Here is a 15,225-nt window from a genome sequence, read left to right as displayed (position 1 = left end):
GATTACGGGAAGCAGACCACGCTGCGCGCGCCGCGTCCGGCGGTCATGTCCGCAAACGCCGTCTCGACGTCGTCGATGCCGATCCGCCGCGTCACCAGAGCCTCGAGGTCGAGCCGGCCGCTTCGGGCGAGCCCCGCGAGCACCGGGATGTCGCGGGCCGGGTCGCTGGCGCCGTAGACGCTGCCCTGGATCGTCTTGCCGTCGGCCATCAACGACAGCGCGGGAAAGGCCACCTCGTCGGCGATCCCGGCGGCGCCCACCAACGTGACCTTGCCGCCGCGGCGGGTGGCCTCGTAGGCGGCGCGCATGGTGGCGGGTTTGCCGACCACCTCGATCCCGTGATCGACCCCCGCGCCCCCGGTGAGGTCCTTGACGGCGGCGACGAGGTCGACCTGGCCGGCGTCGACGGTGTCGGTCGCGCCGTTGGTCACCGCGGCGGGCAGTTGGCCGGCGGCCCGGTCGGCGGCGATGATCCACCCCGCGCCGGCCAGCCGGGCACCCTGGATCGCGGCCAGACCCACTCCGCCGCAACCGATCACGAGTACGCTCTCCCCCGGCCGCACGGCCGCCGTGCGCATCACCGCGCCCACCCCGGTGGTGACACCGCAGCCCAGCAACGCGGCGAGGTCGAACGGCAGCGACTCGTCGACGGGCACCACCGCCGCGGCCGGCAGCAGCGTCTCCTCCGCCAGCGACGCGACGCCCATCCCGGGCCACACCGGGCCGCCGGCGCCCTCCGCGTAGGGCGCCCCGTAGGCGTGGTCGTAACCGCGGTCGCACAGCTGGGCCTCGCCGCGCAGGCACGGCGGGCAGGACCGGCACGGCACGTTCCAGGTCAGCACGACGTGGTCGCCGGGGCTGACCGTGGTGACGCCGGCGCCGACCTCGGCGACGATCCCGGCGCCCTCGTGGCCCAGGGTCGACGGCAGGAGCGTCGGGATGGACCCGTCGCGCAACGACAGATCGCTGTGGCAGACGCCGCTGGCGCGCAGGCGCACCCGGACCTCGTGGTCGGCGACGGGTCGCAGCGCGAGGTCCTCCACCGCCGTGGGTTGGCCGACCTCGCGCAGCACTACAGCCCTCATAAGGCCCTCCTATCGACTTACGATGGCGGGGCAACCGCACCGGGTCAAGGGAGACGGTCATGTCGGGATCAACGACGATCACGCGGGAAGCCCAAGCCGCCGACGAGCAGGCGGTGCTGACCATCGGTGGCGCGCCGCAGCCCGGCGCCGCCGGAACCTATCCCGTGCACAACCCCGCCCGGCCGTCGGAGATCGTGGGCCACGCGCCCGCGGCCGACCGCGCCCAGCTCGACGCCGCGGTGGCCGCGGCGAGGCGGGCGGCGCCGGGATGGCGGGCGCTGGGCGTCGCCGAGCGTGTCGCCGCGGTCTCAACCGCCGCGGCCACCGCCGCCGAGCGCCTGACCACGCGCGACGGGGCTCGGCTGTACACCCGCGAACACGGCAAGGTGCTTAGCGAGGCCACGTTCGAGATCGCCACCGGCCCCAGCCTGGCCGCGCTGATCGGGTCGATGGCCGAGGCCGCGGTGGCGCCCGAGCAGATCGACCCGGCCTCGACCTACCCGCAGCTGCACCGCGAACCGTTCGGCGTGGCCGCGCTCGTGCTGCCGTTCAACTGGCCGCTCGCGCTGACGATGACCAAGCTGGCGTCGGCGCTGACCGCCGGCAACACCGCCGTCGTCAAGGTGCCCCCGACCTGTCCGCTGGCGGCGCTGCAACTCGCCGGCGCGCTGGCCACCGCGCTGCCGCCGGGCGTGGTCAACGTGCTGTCCGGTCCCGGCAGCGAGCTCGCCCAGGCGCTGGTCACCCATCCGGGCATCGACCTCATCTCGCTGACCGGCGGCGTGGCCACCGGGCGCGCGGTCATGGCGGCCGCCGCGGCGCGCCTCACCCCGGTGCTGCTGGAGCTCGGCGGCAACGACGCCGCGATCGTCGCCCCGGACATCGCGATCACCGACGAGCTGGTCGACCGGCTGGTCACGGCGACCTACACCACCGGCGGTCAGGTCTGCATGGCGATCAAGCGGCTGTATGCGCCCGCCGGGCGGGCCGGCGAGCTGGCCGACGCGGTGCTCGCGCGCTGCGGGCGGGAGGTGGTCGGCGACGGGCTCGCCGAGGAGACGACGTTCGGGCCGCTGCACACCGCCGCCGGGCGCAACCGGGTCACCGCGCTGGTCGCCGACGCCGAGGCTCAGGGGGCGTCGGTGCGCACCGCGGGGCGCATCCGCGCGGAAGACGAAGACGCCGGCGGGTACTTCGTGTTGCCGACCGTCGTCACCGGGCTGTCCCCGGACTCACGGCTGGCCACCGAGGAGCAGTTCGGTCCGGTGCTGCCGATCTTCGGCTACGAGTCGATCGACGACGCCGTAACCGCCGCCAATACAACGGAATTCGGCCTCACCGCGTCTGTGTGGACCGGCGACGAAGCGCTCGCCGATCGGGTCACGGCCCAACTGGTGGCGGGCACGGTCAGCGTCAACTGCCATGGCATGGCCGCCCAGGACCCCAGGCTGCCGTTCGGCGGCTGCGGGCAGTCCGGCCTGGGCCGCGAGCTCGGCGTCGACGGGATTCGGGCCTTCACCCAGCCGCGGGCGTTCGTGCGGCATCCGGTGCCGGGCTAGCGCCGCGTGACCAGCCCAACGATCGTCACTACCAAGCCGATGACGAACAGGAGAACCCCCAGGGTCCATGCGAGGGGAACGCGGAACAGGAATCCCACGGCGATGGCGACGATTCCCAGCCCGATCAGCGACAAACCCACCGGCAGCGTTGGTCCCCGTCCTCGCGCCTGCTTCGGCGGCGGGGAAGCGGCCGTCATCTCTTCGCGCCATTGCCGACCGTCCCAATACATCAGACCGGGCTTGCCGGTGGGATCCGGGTACCAGTCAGGCGCTGGTTGAGTCATGTTTTCTACGCTATCGCATTTCGCGATTGCGGCTGCGAGAACGATGAAATGACAAGGCCCCCAAGGGGACGCGGCGTAGAGTAGTCCGGTGGCCGCCACCTCCAATGATCGGATGATCGCCGGGGTCACCGCGGCGGCCGTCTCGCTCGGAGTGGCCGCGCTGGTGGGCATCCCCTTCGGTGCGCGGGCCGACGCGCGTTCGGCGATCGGCGCGGTGGCCGTCGACCTGACACCGGGGCCCATCAAAGAATGGGCGATTCAGACCCTGGGCTCCCTGGACAAACTCTTCCTGGGCATCGTGGTGCTGGTGGCGATCGCGACGATCGCCGCGATCGCCGGCACCCTGGAAACGCGCCGCCGCCCGCTCGGCAGCGCCGTGATCGCCGCGGCGGGCGTCCTCGGCTGCCTGGCCGTGCTGTCGCGGCACGGTGCGACGGCACTCGACGCGATCCCCACCGTCGCGGGCGCCGCGTGCGGTGTGGCGACCCTGCGGGTGCTCACCCGCCGCGCGAAAGACGCGGAAGACGGGGCCGACGACGAGCCGGACGCCGGCAGGCGCAGGCTGGTCGTGTTGGGGTTGCTGGGATTCGGAGTGGCGAGCGGCGTGGCGGGGTTGGTCATCACCCGGCTGGTGCATTCGGTGGCCGCCGACCGCAACAGCTTCGCGTTTCCCAGGCCGCGCACGCCCGCGCCGCCGATACCCGCCGAGGTGCAGCCAAAAGGCGTTGCGCTGCCGAGCTTTATCACCCCCAGCGCCGACTTCTACCGGGTGGACACGGCACTGGTCGTTCCCCAACTCAGCCGCGGCGAGTGGCGGCTGCGCATCCACGGCATGGTCGACCACGAGGCCACCTACGGCTTCGACGACCTCGCCCGGTTCGACGTCGTCGAGAAGGCGACCACCTTGACGTGTGTGTCGAATCCGGTTGGCGGCGACCTGATTTCGACCGGAATCTGGACCGGCTACCGGGTCGCCGACCTGCTGGCCGTCGCGGGCGTGCACGCCGACGCCGACATGGTGCTGTCGACGTCGGTCGACGGGTTCACCGCCGGCACGCCGGTGCAGGCGCTCACCGATGGCCGCGACGCGCTCCTGGCGGTGGGGCTCAACGGTCAGCCGCTGCCGATCGAGCACGGCTACCCCGCCCGGCTGGTGGTGCCCGGGCTCTACGGCTACGTGTCGGCCACCAAGTGGGTCGTCGACCTGGAGCTGACGCGCTTCGACAGGGCGGCGGCGTACTGGACGCGGCAGGGCTGGGCCCCGCGCGCCCCCATCAAGACCGAATCGCGCATCGACGTGCCCAAAGCCGGCCAAAAGGTGCCGACGGGGCCGGTGGTGTTCGGCGGGGTGGCGTGGGCGCAGAATCGCGGCGTGCGGGCCGTGGAGGTCCGCATTGACGACGGCGGGTGGCAGCCCGCGCAACAGGGCGCGGGCTATTCCAACGAGACCTGGCGGTTGTGGAGCTTTCCGTGGCAGGCGAAAAGCCCTGGGGCGCACAGCATTACCGTGCGCGCGACCGATAACACCGGGGCCGTCCAAACCGCGGATCAGGCCAGCCCCGTCCCCGACGGCGCCACCGGCTGGCACAGGGTGGATTTCACCGTGGTCTAGGCGCGAAGTTTGCGCCAGCTGAACGCGGCGATCGCGATGCCGATCACCGCCGTGATGGGGCCGATGACCGACCAGGTCGTGGTGTTGCTCATCGGGCTGCCGGTGAGCACCCCGAATCCCTGCAGCGCCCAGATCAGGCCGAACAGCGCGACGATCACCCCGAGCGCGAACGTAACGACGAAAGTCCTTCTCATCCCAGGGATGCTAAGCGCTTTACGGACCCGCGAAGTCACCGACCGCGGTCATCTTTTTGCCGTCCGAGGCGGTGGCGAAGCCGGCGGCCGTGAAGGCGCAGTTCAGGATGATCGCCCGGTGTGGAGGACTCGCCATCCACCCGTCGACCGCCGCGCTCGGGGTTGCGGCGGGTCCGATGGCCCAGTAGACGATCTCGCCGGTGCGGTTGGCCCTGGCGTAGCCCGCATCCGCGATGCGGGCCTGCGGTGAAGAGCCGTCCGAACCGATGTGGCCGTCCACACCGTTCCTCAGCATGTCGTCGGCGTGCCGCTGCGCCGCTGCCGTCAGCCGCGAGTCGTCGCCAAGCGCCCCGCATGTCTGGCGAACCCGGCTGACCCCGCTGTACACCGCGGTCCCCGAATCGTCCGCGCGCGCAACGAAACCGGGGGCCATGATCAAGACAGCGCCGATCGAGAGGATGGCGACGATCCTGACTTGCCTCGTCATGTTGCCTCTTGCCGCGCGCGTTGCTGTCTAGCAAATCAATGCTATCCACCTTCGGCTGACAAAAGTCAAGGGTCGGGGGGCGTCATGTCGTCCCTTCCTCAGGCGGGTTCGGGCGTGGCCACGAAGAACCCGCGCAGGGCGTCGACGCTCCGCAATCGAGTGTGCGCTCACGGCGATCGAGGCTGCGCTGAGGGCGCAAAATCCGAAATCGCGCTCTGGACGCAGACTCGGCACACTCGCCGGGACCCGGCGCCACCGCAGCCACACCAGCCACTCCCGCACCCTCAGCGCGTGGGCACCGCCTTCCTAAACACGATGGCGCATGCGATATCGACGCGCCGAAAAGCGAAGACTGATATCGCATGCGCTATCGCATTGCGCAAGCAGTCATGCCGACGCTTCCGGGTGCTGGTGTGACGGGTGTGACCGCGAAGCATTGACACCGCCCGAAAACGGACCATAGTCGTCAGGTATGGCGCTGCTGCCAGACCCCGATCCCCGGCAGCGACAGCACGTCGTGATCTCGGTCGACGACCATGTCATCGAGCCGCCCGACATGTTCGTCGGGCGGCTTCCCGCCGCGCTCGCCGACAAGGCGCCCAAGGTCATCGAGACCGACGACCGGCGCCAGGTGTGGCGCTACGAGGGCCGCGAGTACCCCAACATCGGCCTCAACGCGGTGATCGGCCGGCCCCGCGAGGAATGGAGCATGGAGGCCGCCCGGTTCGACGAGATGCGGCGCGGGTGTTGGGATATCGACGCGCGGATCGCCGACATGGACCTCGCCGGCATCTGGGCGTCGCTGAACTTCCCGTCGCTGATCGCCGGGTTCGCCGGCACCGTGTTCTGGAAGAGCGACGACCTGGAGCTCGGGCTGGCCACGCTAAAGGCCTGGAACGACTGGCATCTCGAGGTGTGGGCGGCCAAATACCCGGACCGGATCATCCCGCTGCAGCTGCCCTGGCTGGCCGACCCGACGCTCGCACCCGAGGAGATCCGCCGCAACGCCGCGCGCGGCTTCAAGGCGGTGAGCTTCCCCGAATTGCCGGCACAATGCGGGATTCCGAGCCTGCACAGCGGCGCGTGGGACCCGTTCTTCGCCGCCTGCGAGGAGACCGGCACCGTGGTGTGCCTGCACACCGGCTCGGCACAATGGGCGCCAATCCCCGCCCCCGACACGCCATTTGAGACCATCACCACCCTGTTCCCGGTCAACGGCCTCGTCGCCTGCGCCGACATGCTGTGGTCGGGCATCCCGGTGCGCTATCCGAAGCTGGACATCACCCTGGCCGAAGGCGGGCTGGGCTGGGCGGCCATGCTCGGCGACCGCGCCGACTACGTCCTTGCGCACTCCGCTTCGGGCCACGAGGGCGGGGCGTGGAAGGGCGACCTGCTGCCCAGCGAGGTGCTGCGGCGCAACTTCTGGTTCTGCTCCATCGACGACCCGCACGCGTTCGGCGCGCTCGACGCCATCGGGGCCGACCGCATCCTCGTCGAAAGCGACTACCCGCACGCCGACTCCACCTGGCCCGACACCCAACAGGTCGTGGCGCGCAACGTCGCGAAGCTCTCGCAGGACGACGCGGCCCGGATCACCCACCTCAACGCCGCACAGCTGTTCCGCCACCCCCTGCCCGACGAGAGTTGGCTCGCATGTTAGACCTGCTCATTCGCGACGCCCAGATCGTCGACGGGACGGGTGCGCCCGCCCGGCACGGCGACGTCGGCGTCAAGGACGGACGCATCACGGCGGTGGGCGAAGTCGACAACCCCGCCACGAAAACCGTTGACGCGCAGGGGCAGACGCTGGCGCCGGGATTCGTCGACCTGCACACCCACTACGACGCGCAGCTGTTCTGGGACCCGACCGCGAGCCCGTCGGTGCAGCACGGGGTCACCACGGTGTTCGGCGGCAACTGCGGCTTCACCCTGGCGCCCGCGGCGCCCGAGCAACACGACTACCTCACCCGGATGCTGGCGCGGGTGGAAGGCATGCCGCTGGACGCGCTAAAGGCCGGCCTGGACTGGGGCTGGTCCTCGTTCGGCGACTGGCTCGACCGCCTCGAGGGGCGCGTCGCCGTCAACGCCGGCTTTCTGGTCGGGCATTCGGCGCTGCGGCTGGCCGCGATGGGCGACGACGGGGTCGGCGCCGAGGCCACGCCGCAACAGATCGACCGCATGGTCGCGGTCTTGCACGACGCGCTCGACGCCGGCGCGCTCGGGCTGTCCACCAGCCAGTCGCCCACCCACAACGACGGGGCGGGCCAACCGGTGCCGTCGCGCAGCGCGTCGCGCGACGAACTGATAACGCTGGCGGCCGGGTTGCGCGACCATCCGGGCACCACGCTGGAGGCGATCATCCCCGGCTGCCTGTCGGGCTTCACCGACGACGACATCGCGCTGCTCACCGGTATGTCGGTGGCCGCCGACCGCCCGCTGAACTGGAACCTGCTGGGCGTGTCGGCCGCCAACCCCGATGGGCACCGAAAGCAGTTGCGCGCGTCGGAAATTGCCGCCCAGCGCGGCGGCCGGGTGGTGGCGCTCACCCTGCCGCAGGCCATGAAGATCCGGCTGTCGTTCCTGTCTGGCTTCGTGCTCGACGGGCTGCCGGGCTGGCGGGACACCATGCACCTGCCGGTGCCCGAGCGAATCAAGGCGCTCGCCGACCCCGACATCCGTCGCCGACTCGCCGAGGGCGCCGCCTCCAAGGAGGCCGGCATGCTGCGCGGGCTGGCGCAATGGGACCGGCTGATCCTGGCCGAGACGTTCGCGCCGCAGAACGCCGACGCCACCGGCCGCAGCGTCGGCGAGGTCGCCGCCGCCCGCGGCGGCGAGCCCTTCGACACGCTGTGCGACATCGTGACCGCCGACGAGCTGCGCACCGGGCTCACTCCCCCGCTCACCGGTGATAGCGCGGACGACTGGAGAATGCGCGCCGAGGTGTGGCGCCACCCCGGCGCGGTGATCGGCGGCTCGGACGCGGGCGCCCACCTCGACATGATGTGCGGCGCGATCTACACGACGTCGCTGCTGGGCCGCGGGGTGCGCGAGCACGGGGTGGTCACCCTCGAGGAGGCCGTCCGGCTGATCACCGACGTGCCGGCCCGGTTCTACGGGTTGTCCGAACGCGGCCGGATCACCCCCGGCTGGCACGCCGACCTGGTGCTGTTCGACCCGGCCACCGTCGGCCACGGCCCCGAGCGCACCCGCTACGACCTGCCGTCGGGGGCGCCGCGGTTGGTCGCCGACGCCTACGGCATCACCTCGGTGTGGGTCGGCGGCGTCGAGGTCTGCCGCGACGGCGCCGCCACCGGCGCGCTGCCCGGCACGGTGCTGCGCTCGGGGCGCGACACCGAAACGGTGTCGGTCTCGTGAGCATCGACGAATTCGATCCGTCCGAGCTGCAGACCGGGCTGCTCGTCCAGGTCGAGAATGTGCACGAGCGGCTGCGCGAGGCGCGCGCGAAACACCGTGTGATGGTGGGCAACCCGTTCGCCGAGGTTCGCGCCAGTCACATCGGCGAACTGGGCGTGACGGTGCTCGGCTACGACGAGTGCCAGACGGTGCTCACCCACCCCGAGACCTTCTCGTCGTCGATCTACGACCAGATCATGGGCCCGGTCATGGGCCGCACCCTGCTGGAACTCGAGGGGGCCGAGCACCGGGCCAGCCGCGCACTGGTGTCGCCGTCGTTCCGCACGGCGCTGCTGGAGCGCTGGCGCGCCGAGCTGGTGGAGGTCGTCGTCCACGAGCTCATCGACCGGTTCGCGCCGCGCGGGCGCGCGGAGCTGGCCCGCGAGTTCACCTTCGCCTTCCCCGTCCAGGTCATCGCGCGGATCATGGGCCTGCCGCGGCAGGACTACCTGCGCTTCCAGCGGCTGTCGATCGAGCTGCTCAACGTCGTCTACGACTGGGACTGCGGCATCGCCGCATCCAAAGCGCTGAAGGCCTACCTCGCCGAGATCCTCGCCGAGCGGCGACGCCGCCCGCGGGACGACCTGATCAGCACGCTGGCCGAGTCGGAGATCGACGGCGCCCGGCTCACCGACGACGAGATCTTCGCGTTCCTGCTGCTGATCCTGCCCGCCGGCGTCGAGACGACCTACCGCGCCTCGGGCAACCTGCTGGTCGCGCTGCTCACCGAGCCCGCGCTGCTGGACGCGCTGCGGGCCGATCGCGGCCTGCTGCGCGGCGCCTTCGAGGAGGCGCTGCGCTGGGAGCCGCCCATCACCACGGTGGTGCGACGCGCGGTGCGCGACTGCGAGCTCGGCGGGGTCGCGATCCCGGCCGCCACCAACGTCAGCGTCAGCGTCGCGGCCGCCAACCGCGACCCGGCCCGCTACCCCGACCCGGACCGCTTCGATCCCACCCGTAAGAACATCGCGCACCTGACGTTCGGCGGCGGCCCGCACCTGTGCCTGGGCATGCACCTGGCGCGCATGGAGGGCGCGGTGGCCATCAACGCGTTGCTCGACCGGCTGCCCGACCTGCGCCTGGACCCCGGCGCGCCGCCGCCGCACGTCGTCGGCGTGGCGTTCCGCTCGCCGGCGGCGCTGCCGGTGGAGTTCACCGCCGCTCAACCCCTTTAGCCGGGCGCCCGTCGGCGGGAAGCGCGAACACCAACCCGAAGGCCGCGACGCTGAGGGCGGCGCTCACCGCCATGGCCAGGGTCGCGCTGTGACCGAACGCCAACGCGACGCCGTTGGATTGGCGGTCGAAGCGAAGCGTGCCGAACAGCACCGTGCCGGCGATAGCGGTGCCGATCGAGCTGCCCACACGCTGCGTGGCGCAGATGACCCCGCTGGCCGCACCGGCGTCGGCGGGTTCGACTGTCGCGACGACGAAATCGAGGTTCGCAGCGATGAATACGCCATTTCCCACACCGGCGACCAGCAGCGGCGCGATCAGTTGCCAGCCGCTGTAGGAGGTGGCCGGGGTCACGGCCAGAACCAGCCACGCCGCGCTCATGCCACCGGCGACGAGGCCCAGCGCGACGACGAGCGCGACACGCCCGAGCCGGGCCGCGAAGGTGGCGCTTCGGGCGGCGCCGACGATGATGCCGAGCGCGAAAGGCATTACCACCAGACCGGATTGCAACGCGCTGCGACCGAGCCCCGCCTGCCACAACATCGCGATGGTGAAGAAGATGCTCATGAAGGCTGCGAAGTCGACCAAGCCGATAAGCACGCCGCCGGCGAACGATCGTTGTTTGAACAAGCGCGGCGGCACCACCGGATTGCCGCCAAGGCTTTCGACTCGACGCTCCCACCACCCGAACAACACGATGGTGGCGGCCCCGGCGGCCATCGACAGATAGGTCCATATCGGCCACCCGAGCTGCTGCCCCTCGATGAGGGCGGTCAACAACGCGACCAGCCCGGCCGAGAGCAAACCGAGCCCCGGCCAGTCCGCTGCGATATCGCGATTCTCGGCCCGCGCCGGAAGCAACACCAGCGCGGCGACCACGGCGAGCACCCCGATCGGGATGTTGATCGCGAAGATCAGCCGCCACCCCGCACGGGCGCCGAAGGCCCCGATGATCAGGCCGCCCGCCAGCGGGCCGGAAGCCATCGAAACCCCGATCGTCGCAGCCCTGATCGAGAAGGCCCGCCCCCGTTGCCGATCAACGAACATCAGCTGGATCAGCGCGTTGATCGGCGTGTAAAACATGCCGCCGGCGAGTCCCTGGACGGCGCGGGCGGTGATGAGCTGCGCGTCATCGTGGGCCAGCCCACACGCGAGGCTAGCGAGCGTGAACAACGACAGGCCGCCGACAAACACCCACTTGTGCCCGATCCGGTCACCGATCCGTCCGGCGGGGATCAACGCCAGACCGAATGCGAGCGCGTAACCGGAAACGATCCACGACAGCGTCGCATTCGACGCCCCCAGGCTGGTGCGGATGGTCGGGACCGCGACGTTGACGATGGTGCTGTCCAGCAGCGCCATGAACGCGCCGGCCAGCAGCACCACCAACGCCAGCCAGTTATTGCCAGTGCCGGCAGTGTGTTTCGAGCTCTGCCCGATGGTGGTTGTCACCGCTGTCGGCCGGGAGACAGAAAGGTCTTGAGGTGCTCACCGACCTCATCCGCGGCGAACACGTCGGCGAAGTCCCCCAACGGGTGGATGTCGCCGAGCAGGTCGGCTACCTCATGGCGCGCCAAGAACTCAAGGGATTCGCCGAAGTTCGCGTATGACACCGCCTCGAAGCGGAGCTCCTTGCGAAGGACCGCCGTGAGATCGATGGCCACCGGGGCGGGGGGTCGGCTCTTGAGGATGATCCGCCCGCCGGGGCGCAGGATCCGGATCAACTCGTCGAAAGCCTCGCGGGTGGACACGGTTTCGATGGCGAAGTCGTAGGCATCCGTTTCCAGCAGCGCCGACACCGCCATCGGGTGCATCTCGATCGCCGGAAAGCCCACCGATGACAAGACACGTTTGGTCAGCCCCGCAATCCGGTTGTCGCCCAAGACAAGGCCGCGCTCGCCGGGTTGGATGCCGGCTTTCAGCACGGCAAGGGAGGCGCACACCGGCTCGGCGTAAGCGCCTTCCTTGAACGACAGCGACTGAGGCAGGTGGTACACCACCCCGGCGGGCACCGCAATGTACTCGGCGAAGGCTCCGTGCCGGTCGACGCCGAGGAACTGAGGCCGTGCACAGCATTCCGCCATGCCGCTAGCACATCGACCACAACTGCCGCACGGGATTGCCGGCATCGCCGTGACCCGGTCCCCGGGAGTAAACCCGTCGACGTCGGGACCAACGGAGACGACAACACCGGCGAACTCGTGCCCGAGAATCAACGGGTCTGCGCACCGAAGCTTGCCCTGCGCGGCGTAGATGTCGGTGCGGCACAGCCCCGCAACCTCGACGCGGACGAGGACGTCCTGCGGGCCCGGTTCCGGCACCGGAACTCGGGACATCTGCACCGAAGTCCCTTGTTTGACAACCGCGCGCATCTGGCTCGGCACTGTGGTCACGAACGACGTGTGGCTGCTGCGCCCGGAGATCTGGGAACGTACAGACAAGGTCTGCGGTTGAGGCATATCGAATCTCCTTCGTGCTAAGGCTGTTACGGAAGACGACATCGGCGGCGTCACGGTTCCTGACCAGGGGTCGGGTTCGTATCACTTCACGGTAGGAATGGCGCAGCCAGTCGGTAATGAGCGGATGAGACACAAAGTTGAGAGTTTGGGACACTCGTGACCGCGCCCCGGCCTGGTTACTGACTACGAACTGCGGACAGAATTAACCGCTTCGTCCGCACCCGCAAGAAACCGCGCACCTCAGCTTCGGCGGCGGCCCACACCTGTGCCCGGGCACGCACCTGGCGCGGACGGAGGGGACGGTGGCGATTAATCCGCCGTCCGACTGAGTGCGCAAGAACAAGCCGGACTGGGTACCCCCCTTTCGCCGCGCGATCATCGCGGACGCTCTCAGAAGGGAACGCGGTATGTCCACCAACGTCACGCACAAGCTGATCAGCTCGCACCTGGAGTCCGGGGACATGACACCGGGCGAGGAGATCGCGATCCGCATCGACCAGACGCTGACGCAGGATGCGACCGGCACGCTGGTCATGCAGGAGCTGCAGGCGCTCGGGCTCGATCGCGCACGCACCGAGGTGAGCGTGCAGTACGTGGACCACAACCTGCTGCAGGGCGACGAGAAGAACGCCGAGGATCACGAGTACCTGCGCACCGCGGCCCAACGGTTCGGCCTCTGGTTCTCCAAGCCCGGCAACGGCGTCTCACACCCGACCCACATGCAACGCTTCGGCATCCCCGGCAAGACGATGGTGGGATCCGACTCGCACACCCCGGCCGCCGGTTCGCTGGGCATGCTCGCCATCGGCGTGGGCGGTCTCGAGGTGGCGCTCGCGATCACCGGGCGACCGTTGCACATCCGCATGCCCGAGGTGTGGGGTGTGCGGCTGGAAGGCGAGCTGCCCCAGTGGTGCTCGGCCAAGGACGTGATCCTGGAGATGCTGCGCCGCCACGACGTCAAGGGCGGCGTGAACCGGATCATCGAGTATCACGGCCCCGGCCTGGCGACGCTGACGGCGATGGACCGGCACGTGATCGCCAACATGGGGGCCGAACTCGGGGCCACGACGACGGTCTTTCCCAGCGACGGGGCCGTTCGCGACTTCCTGCGCGCCGAAGGACGCGAGGACGACTGGGTCGAGTTGTTGGCCGACGAGGACGCCGGCTACGACGTCGAGGACACGATCGACTTGTCGGCCATCGAGCCGCTGATCGCCAAGCCCACCTCGCCGGGCAACGTGGTGCCGGTGCGGGAGGTGGCCGGCGAGGAGATCGCGCAGGCGGTGATCGGCTCAAGCGCCAACCCCGGACTCCGCGATTTCGCCATCGCGGCCGCGATGGTGGCCGGACGGCAGACGGTTCCCCAGGTCAGCTTCGACATCAACCCGACGTCGCGCGAGATCCTGGCCGACCTGACGAAGATGGGCGCGACGCTGGATCTGGTGGAGGCCGGCGCACGCATCCACCAGGCGGGGTGCCTGGGGTGCATCGGCATGGGCCAGGCACCGGCCGTGGGTCGCAACTCGCTGCGCACCATGCCACGCAATTTTCCCGGCCGGTCGGGCACCAAGGAGGACGCGGTGTGGTTGTGCTCGCCCGAGACCGCGGCGGCATCGGCGTTGACGGGGGTGATCACCGATCCGCGCGACTGGGCCGCCGACGTGGGCATGGAATACCCGAAACTCGGCCTGCCCGACCGCAATTCGATCAACACCGCGATGTTGGTGCCTCCGCTGGACGAGGAGGAGGCGCTGAAGGTGGAGCCGGTGAAGGGCCCCAATATCTCCAGCTTGCCGGAGCTGTCGCCGCTGCCCGACGAGATCGAGGCGCCGGTGCTGCTCAAAGTGGGCGACAACATTTCCACCGACGAGATCTCGCCCGCCGGCGCGCGGGCGCTGCCGCTTCGTTCCAACATCCCCAAGCTGGCGATGTTCAGCTTCACCCAGATCGACGAGTCCTACCCGGAGCGGGCCCAGCAGGCATCGGAAACCGGTCACATCGTCGTGGGCGGCGACAACTACGGCCAGGGCTCATCCCGCGAGCACGCCGCGATCGCACCGCGTCACCTGGGGCTTCGGGTCGTCATCGCCAAGTCGTTCGCGCGCATCCACTGGCAGAACCTGGCCAACTTCGGGATTCTCGCGCTCGAGTTCGAAAATCCGGGCGACTACGACGAGGTCGACCAGGGTGACACGCTTCGCATCCAAAACCTGGATGCCCTCGCAAAAGCGGACACCCTGCACGTCGACAACGTCACCAAGGAGACATCCTTCGATGTGCGGCACCGGCTTTCGCCGCGGCAGGTCAAAGATGTGTTGGCCGGCGGCCTGATCCCGCGGCTCGCCGAGGAAGAAAACTGATCCTATTTGCGGGCGAGCGCGTGCCAGGCCATGTCGGCGATGGCCGCGCAGTACTCGTCGTCGATGGGCTCGTCGGAGTACAGGGCACGAATGTTCAGCGGCGCCAGGACCATCAGCACGGCGGCCAACGTGTTGACGCCGTCGCGCAACTCGCCTCGCTGCCTGGCCCGATCGATCACCGTCCGCACCCCGTGGAAACGTGCCGCCCAGAACATCTTCCGCGTTTCCTCGTCGTGATGCCCGGGACGTTCCATGGCCACCGCGCGCACCATGGTGCGCCCGACGTCGGTGTTCAGCCGGTCGGTCAGGGCTTGGGCCAGCGCCAGCAGGTCCCCGCGCAACGAGCCGGTGTCGGCCAGCGCACTCTGGGTTTCGACATCGGCGATGGCGGCGTCGACGATCAAGTGTTGCCGATCGCCCCAATAGCGGTAGACCATCGCGGTGTCGAGGTGGTGGCGCGCGGCCAGCGCCTCCACGCTGAAACGTTCGACGCCCCAGCGGGCCAACTCGTCGATCACCGCCGGCATCACCCGGGCCCGGATGTCCGGTGGGATGGACTCATCCGGTCGATGGGACGGGTGCATCGATCCCTCCATAC

General features: G+C 69.9%; 13 protein-coding genes. 6 read left to right on the top strand and 7 right to left on the bottom strand.

Annotated features, from left to right (window positions below; all coding sequences use genetic code 11):
• Nucleotides 1-2: 2 nt before the first annotated feature.
• Complete coding sequence (locus tag AC5Y4Z_RS17260) at nt 3-1,085, bottom strand: Zn-dependent alcohol dehydrogenase (RefSeq protein WP_499965672.1); 1,083 nt, start codon at nt 1,083-1,085, stop codon at nt 3-5.
• A 59-nt stretch (nt 1,086-1,144) separates the two neighbouring features.
• Here AC5Y4Z_RS17260 and AC5Y4Z_RS17255 point away from each other — a divergent pair, with 59 nt between their 5' ends.
• Nucleotides 1,145-2,644 (top strand): aldehyde dehydrogenase family protein, encoded by a 1,500-nt coding sequence (locus tag AC5Y4Z_RS17255; RefSeq protein ID WP_499965671.1) that lies wholly within the window; start codon nt 1,145-1,147, stop codon nt 2,642-2,644.
• On the opposite strand, the gene AC5Y4Z_RS17250 is transcribed toward AC5Y4Z_RS17255, so the two are convergent.
• Nucleotides 2,641-2,928, bottom strand: coding sequence for a DUF2510 domain-containing protein (locus tag AC5Y4Z_RS17250; RefSeq protein WP_499965670.1), 288 nt, complete (start codon nt 2,926-2,928; stop codon nt 2,641-2,643). The genes AC5Y4Z_RS17255 and AC5Y4Z_RS17250 overlap by 4 nt on opposite strands.
• A gap of 112 nt (nt 2,929-3,040) precedes the next feature.
• Between AC5Y4Z_RS17250 and AC5Y4Z_RS17245 the strand changes: the two genes are divergently transcribed.
• Nucleotides 3,041-4,540 (top strand): molybdopterin-dependent oxidoreductase, encoded by a 1,500-nt coding sequence (locus tag AC5Y4Z_RS17245; protein ID WP_499965955.1) that lies wholly within the window; start codon nt 3,041-3,043, stop codon nt 4,538-4,540.
• Here the strand turns inward: AC5Y4Z_RS17245 and AC5Y4Z_RS17240 are convergent.
• Together AC5Y4Z_RS17240 and AC5Y4Z_RS17235 are read right to left on the bottom strand one after the other, a co-directional pair.
• On the bottom strand, nt 4,537-4,734 hold the full coding sequence (locus AC5Y4Z_RS17240) for a hypothetical protein (RefSeq protein WP_499965669.1): 198 nt from the start codon (nt 4,732-4,734) through the stop codon (nt 4,537-4,539). The two genes, AC5Y4Z_RS17245 and AC5Y4Z_RS17240, sit on opposite strands and share 4 nt — an antisense overlap.
• Before the next feature lie 19 nt (nt 4,735-4,753).
• Nucleotides 4,754-5,221 carry a CAP domain-containing protein gene (locus tag AC5Y4Z_RS17235; RefSeq protein WP_499965668.1) on the bottom strand — a complete coding sequence of 156 codons (468 nt, stop codon included), beginning with the start codon at nt 5,219-5,221 and terminating at the stop codon, nt 4,754-4,756.
• Between the two features lie 472 nt (nt 5,222-5,693).
• Here AC5Y4Z_RS17235 and AC5Y4Z_RS17230 point away from each other — a divergent pair, with 472 nt between their 5' ends.
• The 3 genes from AC5Y4Z_RS17230 to AC5Y4Z_RS17220 are packed head-to-tail and all read left to right on the top strand — an operon-like array spanning nt 5,694 to nt 9,810.
• Nucleotides 5,694-6,881: an amidohydrolase family protein gene (locus tag AC5Y4Z_RS17230; protein ID WP_499965667.1), complete on the top strand. Its 1,188-nt coding sequence runs from the start codon at nt 5,694-5,696 to the stop codon at nt 6,879-6,881.
• Complete coding sequence (locus AC5Y4Z_RS17225; RefSeq protein WP_499965666.1) at nt 6,875-8,596, top strand: N-acyl-D-amino-acid deacylase family protein; 1,722 nt, start codon at nt 6,875-6,877, stop codon at nt 8,594-8,596. Before AC5Y4Z_RS17230 ends, AC5Y4Z_RS17225 begins: the two co-directional genes overlap by 7 nt.
• The gene (locus AC5Y4Z_RS17220; protein WP_499965665.1) at nt 8,593-9,810 is read left to right on the top strand and encodes a cytochrome P450; all 1,218 of its coding nucleotides are present in this window, start codon (nt 8,593-8,595) and stop codon (nt 9,808-9,810) included. Before AC5Y4Z_RS17225 ends, AC5Y4Z_RS17220 begins: the two co-directional genes overlap by 4 nt.
• Here AC5Y4Z_RS17220 and AC5Y4Z_RS17215 read toward each other — a convergent pair.
• Together AC5Y4Z_RS17215 and AC5Y4Z_RS17210 are read right to left on the bottom strand one after the other, a co-directional pair.
• On the bottom strand, nt 9,788-11,194 hold the full coding sequence (locus tag AC5Y4Z_RS17215; RefSeq protein ID WP_499965664.1) for an MFS transporter: 1,407 nt from the start codon (nt 11,192-11,194) through the stop codon (nt 9,788-9,790). The genes AC5Y4Z_RS17220 and AC5Y4Z_RS17215 overlap by 23 nt on opposite strands.
• 62 nt (nt 11,195-11,256) lie before the next feature.
• Nucleotides 11,257-12,267 (bottom strand): zinc-dependent alcohol dehydrogenase, encoded by a 1,011-nt coding sequence (locus tag AC5Y4Z_RS17210; RefSeq protein WP_499965663.1) that lies wholly within the window; start codon nt 12,265-12,267, stop codon nt 11,257-11,259.
• Between the two features lie 407 nt (nt 12,268-12,674).
• On the opposite strand from AC5Y4Z_RS17210, the gene AC5Y4Z_RS17205 reads away from it, so the two are divergent.
• A complete protein-coding gene (locus AC5Y4Z_RS17205; protein ID WP_499965662.1) occupies nt 12,675-14,627 on the top strand; it encodes an aconitate hydratase in 1,953 nt (650 codons plus the stop codon).
• 2 nt (nt 14,628-14,629) lie between these two features.
• On the opposite strand, the gene AC5Y4Z_RS17200 is transcribed toward AC5Y4Z_RS17205, so the two are convergent.
• On the bottom strand, nt 14,630-15,223 hold the full coding sequence (locus tag AC5Y4Z_RS17200) for a TetR-like C-terminal domain-containing protein (protein ID WP_499965661.1): 594 nt from the start codon (nt 15,221-15,223) through the stop codon (nt 14,630-14,632).
• Nucleotides 15,224-15,225: the final 2 nt, after the last annotated feature.

The sequence above is a fragment of the Mycobacterium sp. NGS63 genome, assembly GCF_059812295.1.
The sequence above is the reverse complement of the archived record's forward strand: the minus strand, read 5'-3'. Positions and strand labels throughout refer to the sequence as shown.

Bases quoted from the DNA above. Each gene is read 5' to 3' on its own strand.
- AC5Y4Z_RS17235 (WP_499965668.1), bottom strand. From the start codon at position 5,221: ATGACGAGGCAAGTCAGGATCGTCGCCATCCTCTCGATCGGCGCTGTC.
- AC5Y4Z_RS17260 (WP_499965672.1), bottom strand. From the start codon at position 1,085: ATGAGGGCTGTAGTGCTGCGCGAGGTCGGCCAACCCACGGCGGTGGAG.
- AC5Y4Z_RS17230 (WP_499965667.1), top strand. From the start codon at position 5,694: ATGGCGCTGCTGCCAGACCCCGATCCCCGGCAGCGACAGCACGTCGTG.
- AC5Y4Z_RS17255 (WP_499965671.1), top strand. From the start codon at position 1,145: ATGTCGGGATCAACGACGATCACGCGGGAAGCCCAAGCCGCCGACGAG.
- AC5Y4Z_RS17210 (WP_499965663.1), bottom strand. From the start codon at position 12,267: ATGCCTCAACCGCAGACCTTGTCTGTACGTTCCCAGATCTCCGGGCGC.
- AC5Y4Z_RS17240 (WP_499965669.1), bottom strand. From the start codon at position 4,734: ATGAGAAGGACTTTCGTCGTTACGTTCGCGCTCGGGGTGATCGTCGCG.
- AC5Y4Z_RS17205 (WP_499965662.1), top strand. From the start codon at position 12,675: ATGTCCACCAACGTCACGCACAAGCTGATCAGCTCGCACCTGGAGTCC.
- AC5Y4Z_RS17245 (WP_499965955.1), top strand. From the start codon at position 3,041: ATGATCGCCGGGGTCACCGCGGCGGCCGTCTCGCTCGGAGTGGCCGCG.
- AC5Y4Z_RS17200 (WP_499965661.1), bottom strand. From the start codon at position 15,223: ATGGAGGGATCGATGCACCCGTCCCATCGACCGGATGAGTCCATCCCA.
- AC5Y4Z_RS17225 (WP_499965666.1), top strand. From the start codon at position 6,875: ATGTTAGACCTGCTCATTCGCGACGCCCAGATCGTCGACGGGACGGGT.
- AC5Y4Z_RS17250 (WP_499965670.1), bottom strand. From the start codon at position 2,928: ATGACTCAACCAGCGCCTGACTGGTACCCGGATCCCACCGGCAAGCCC.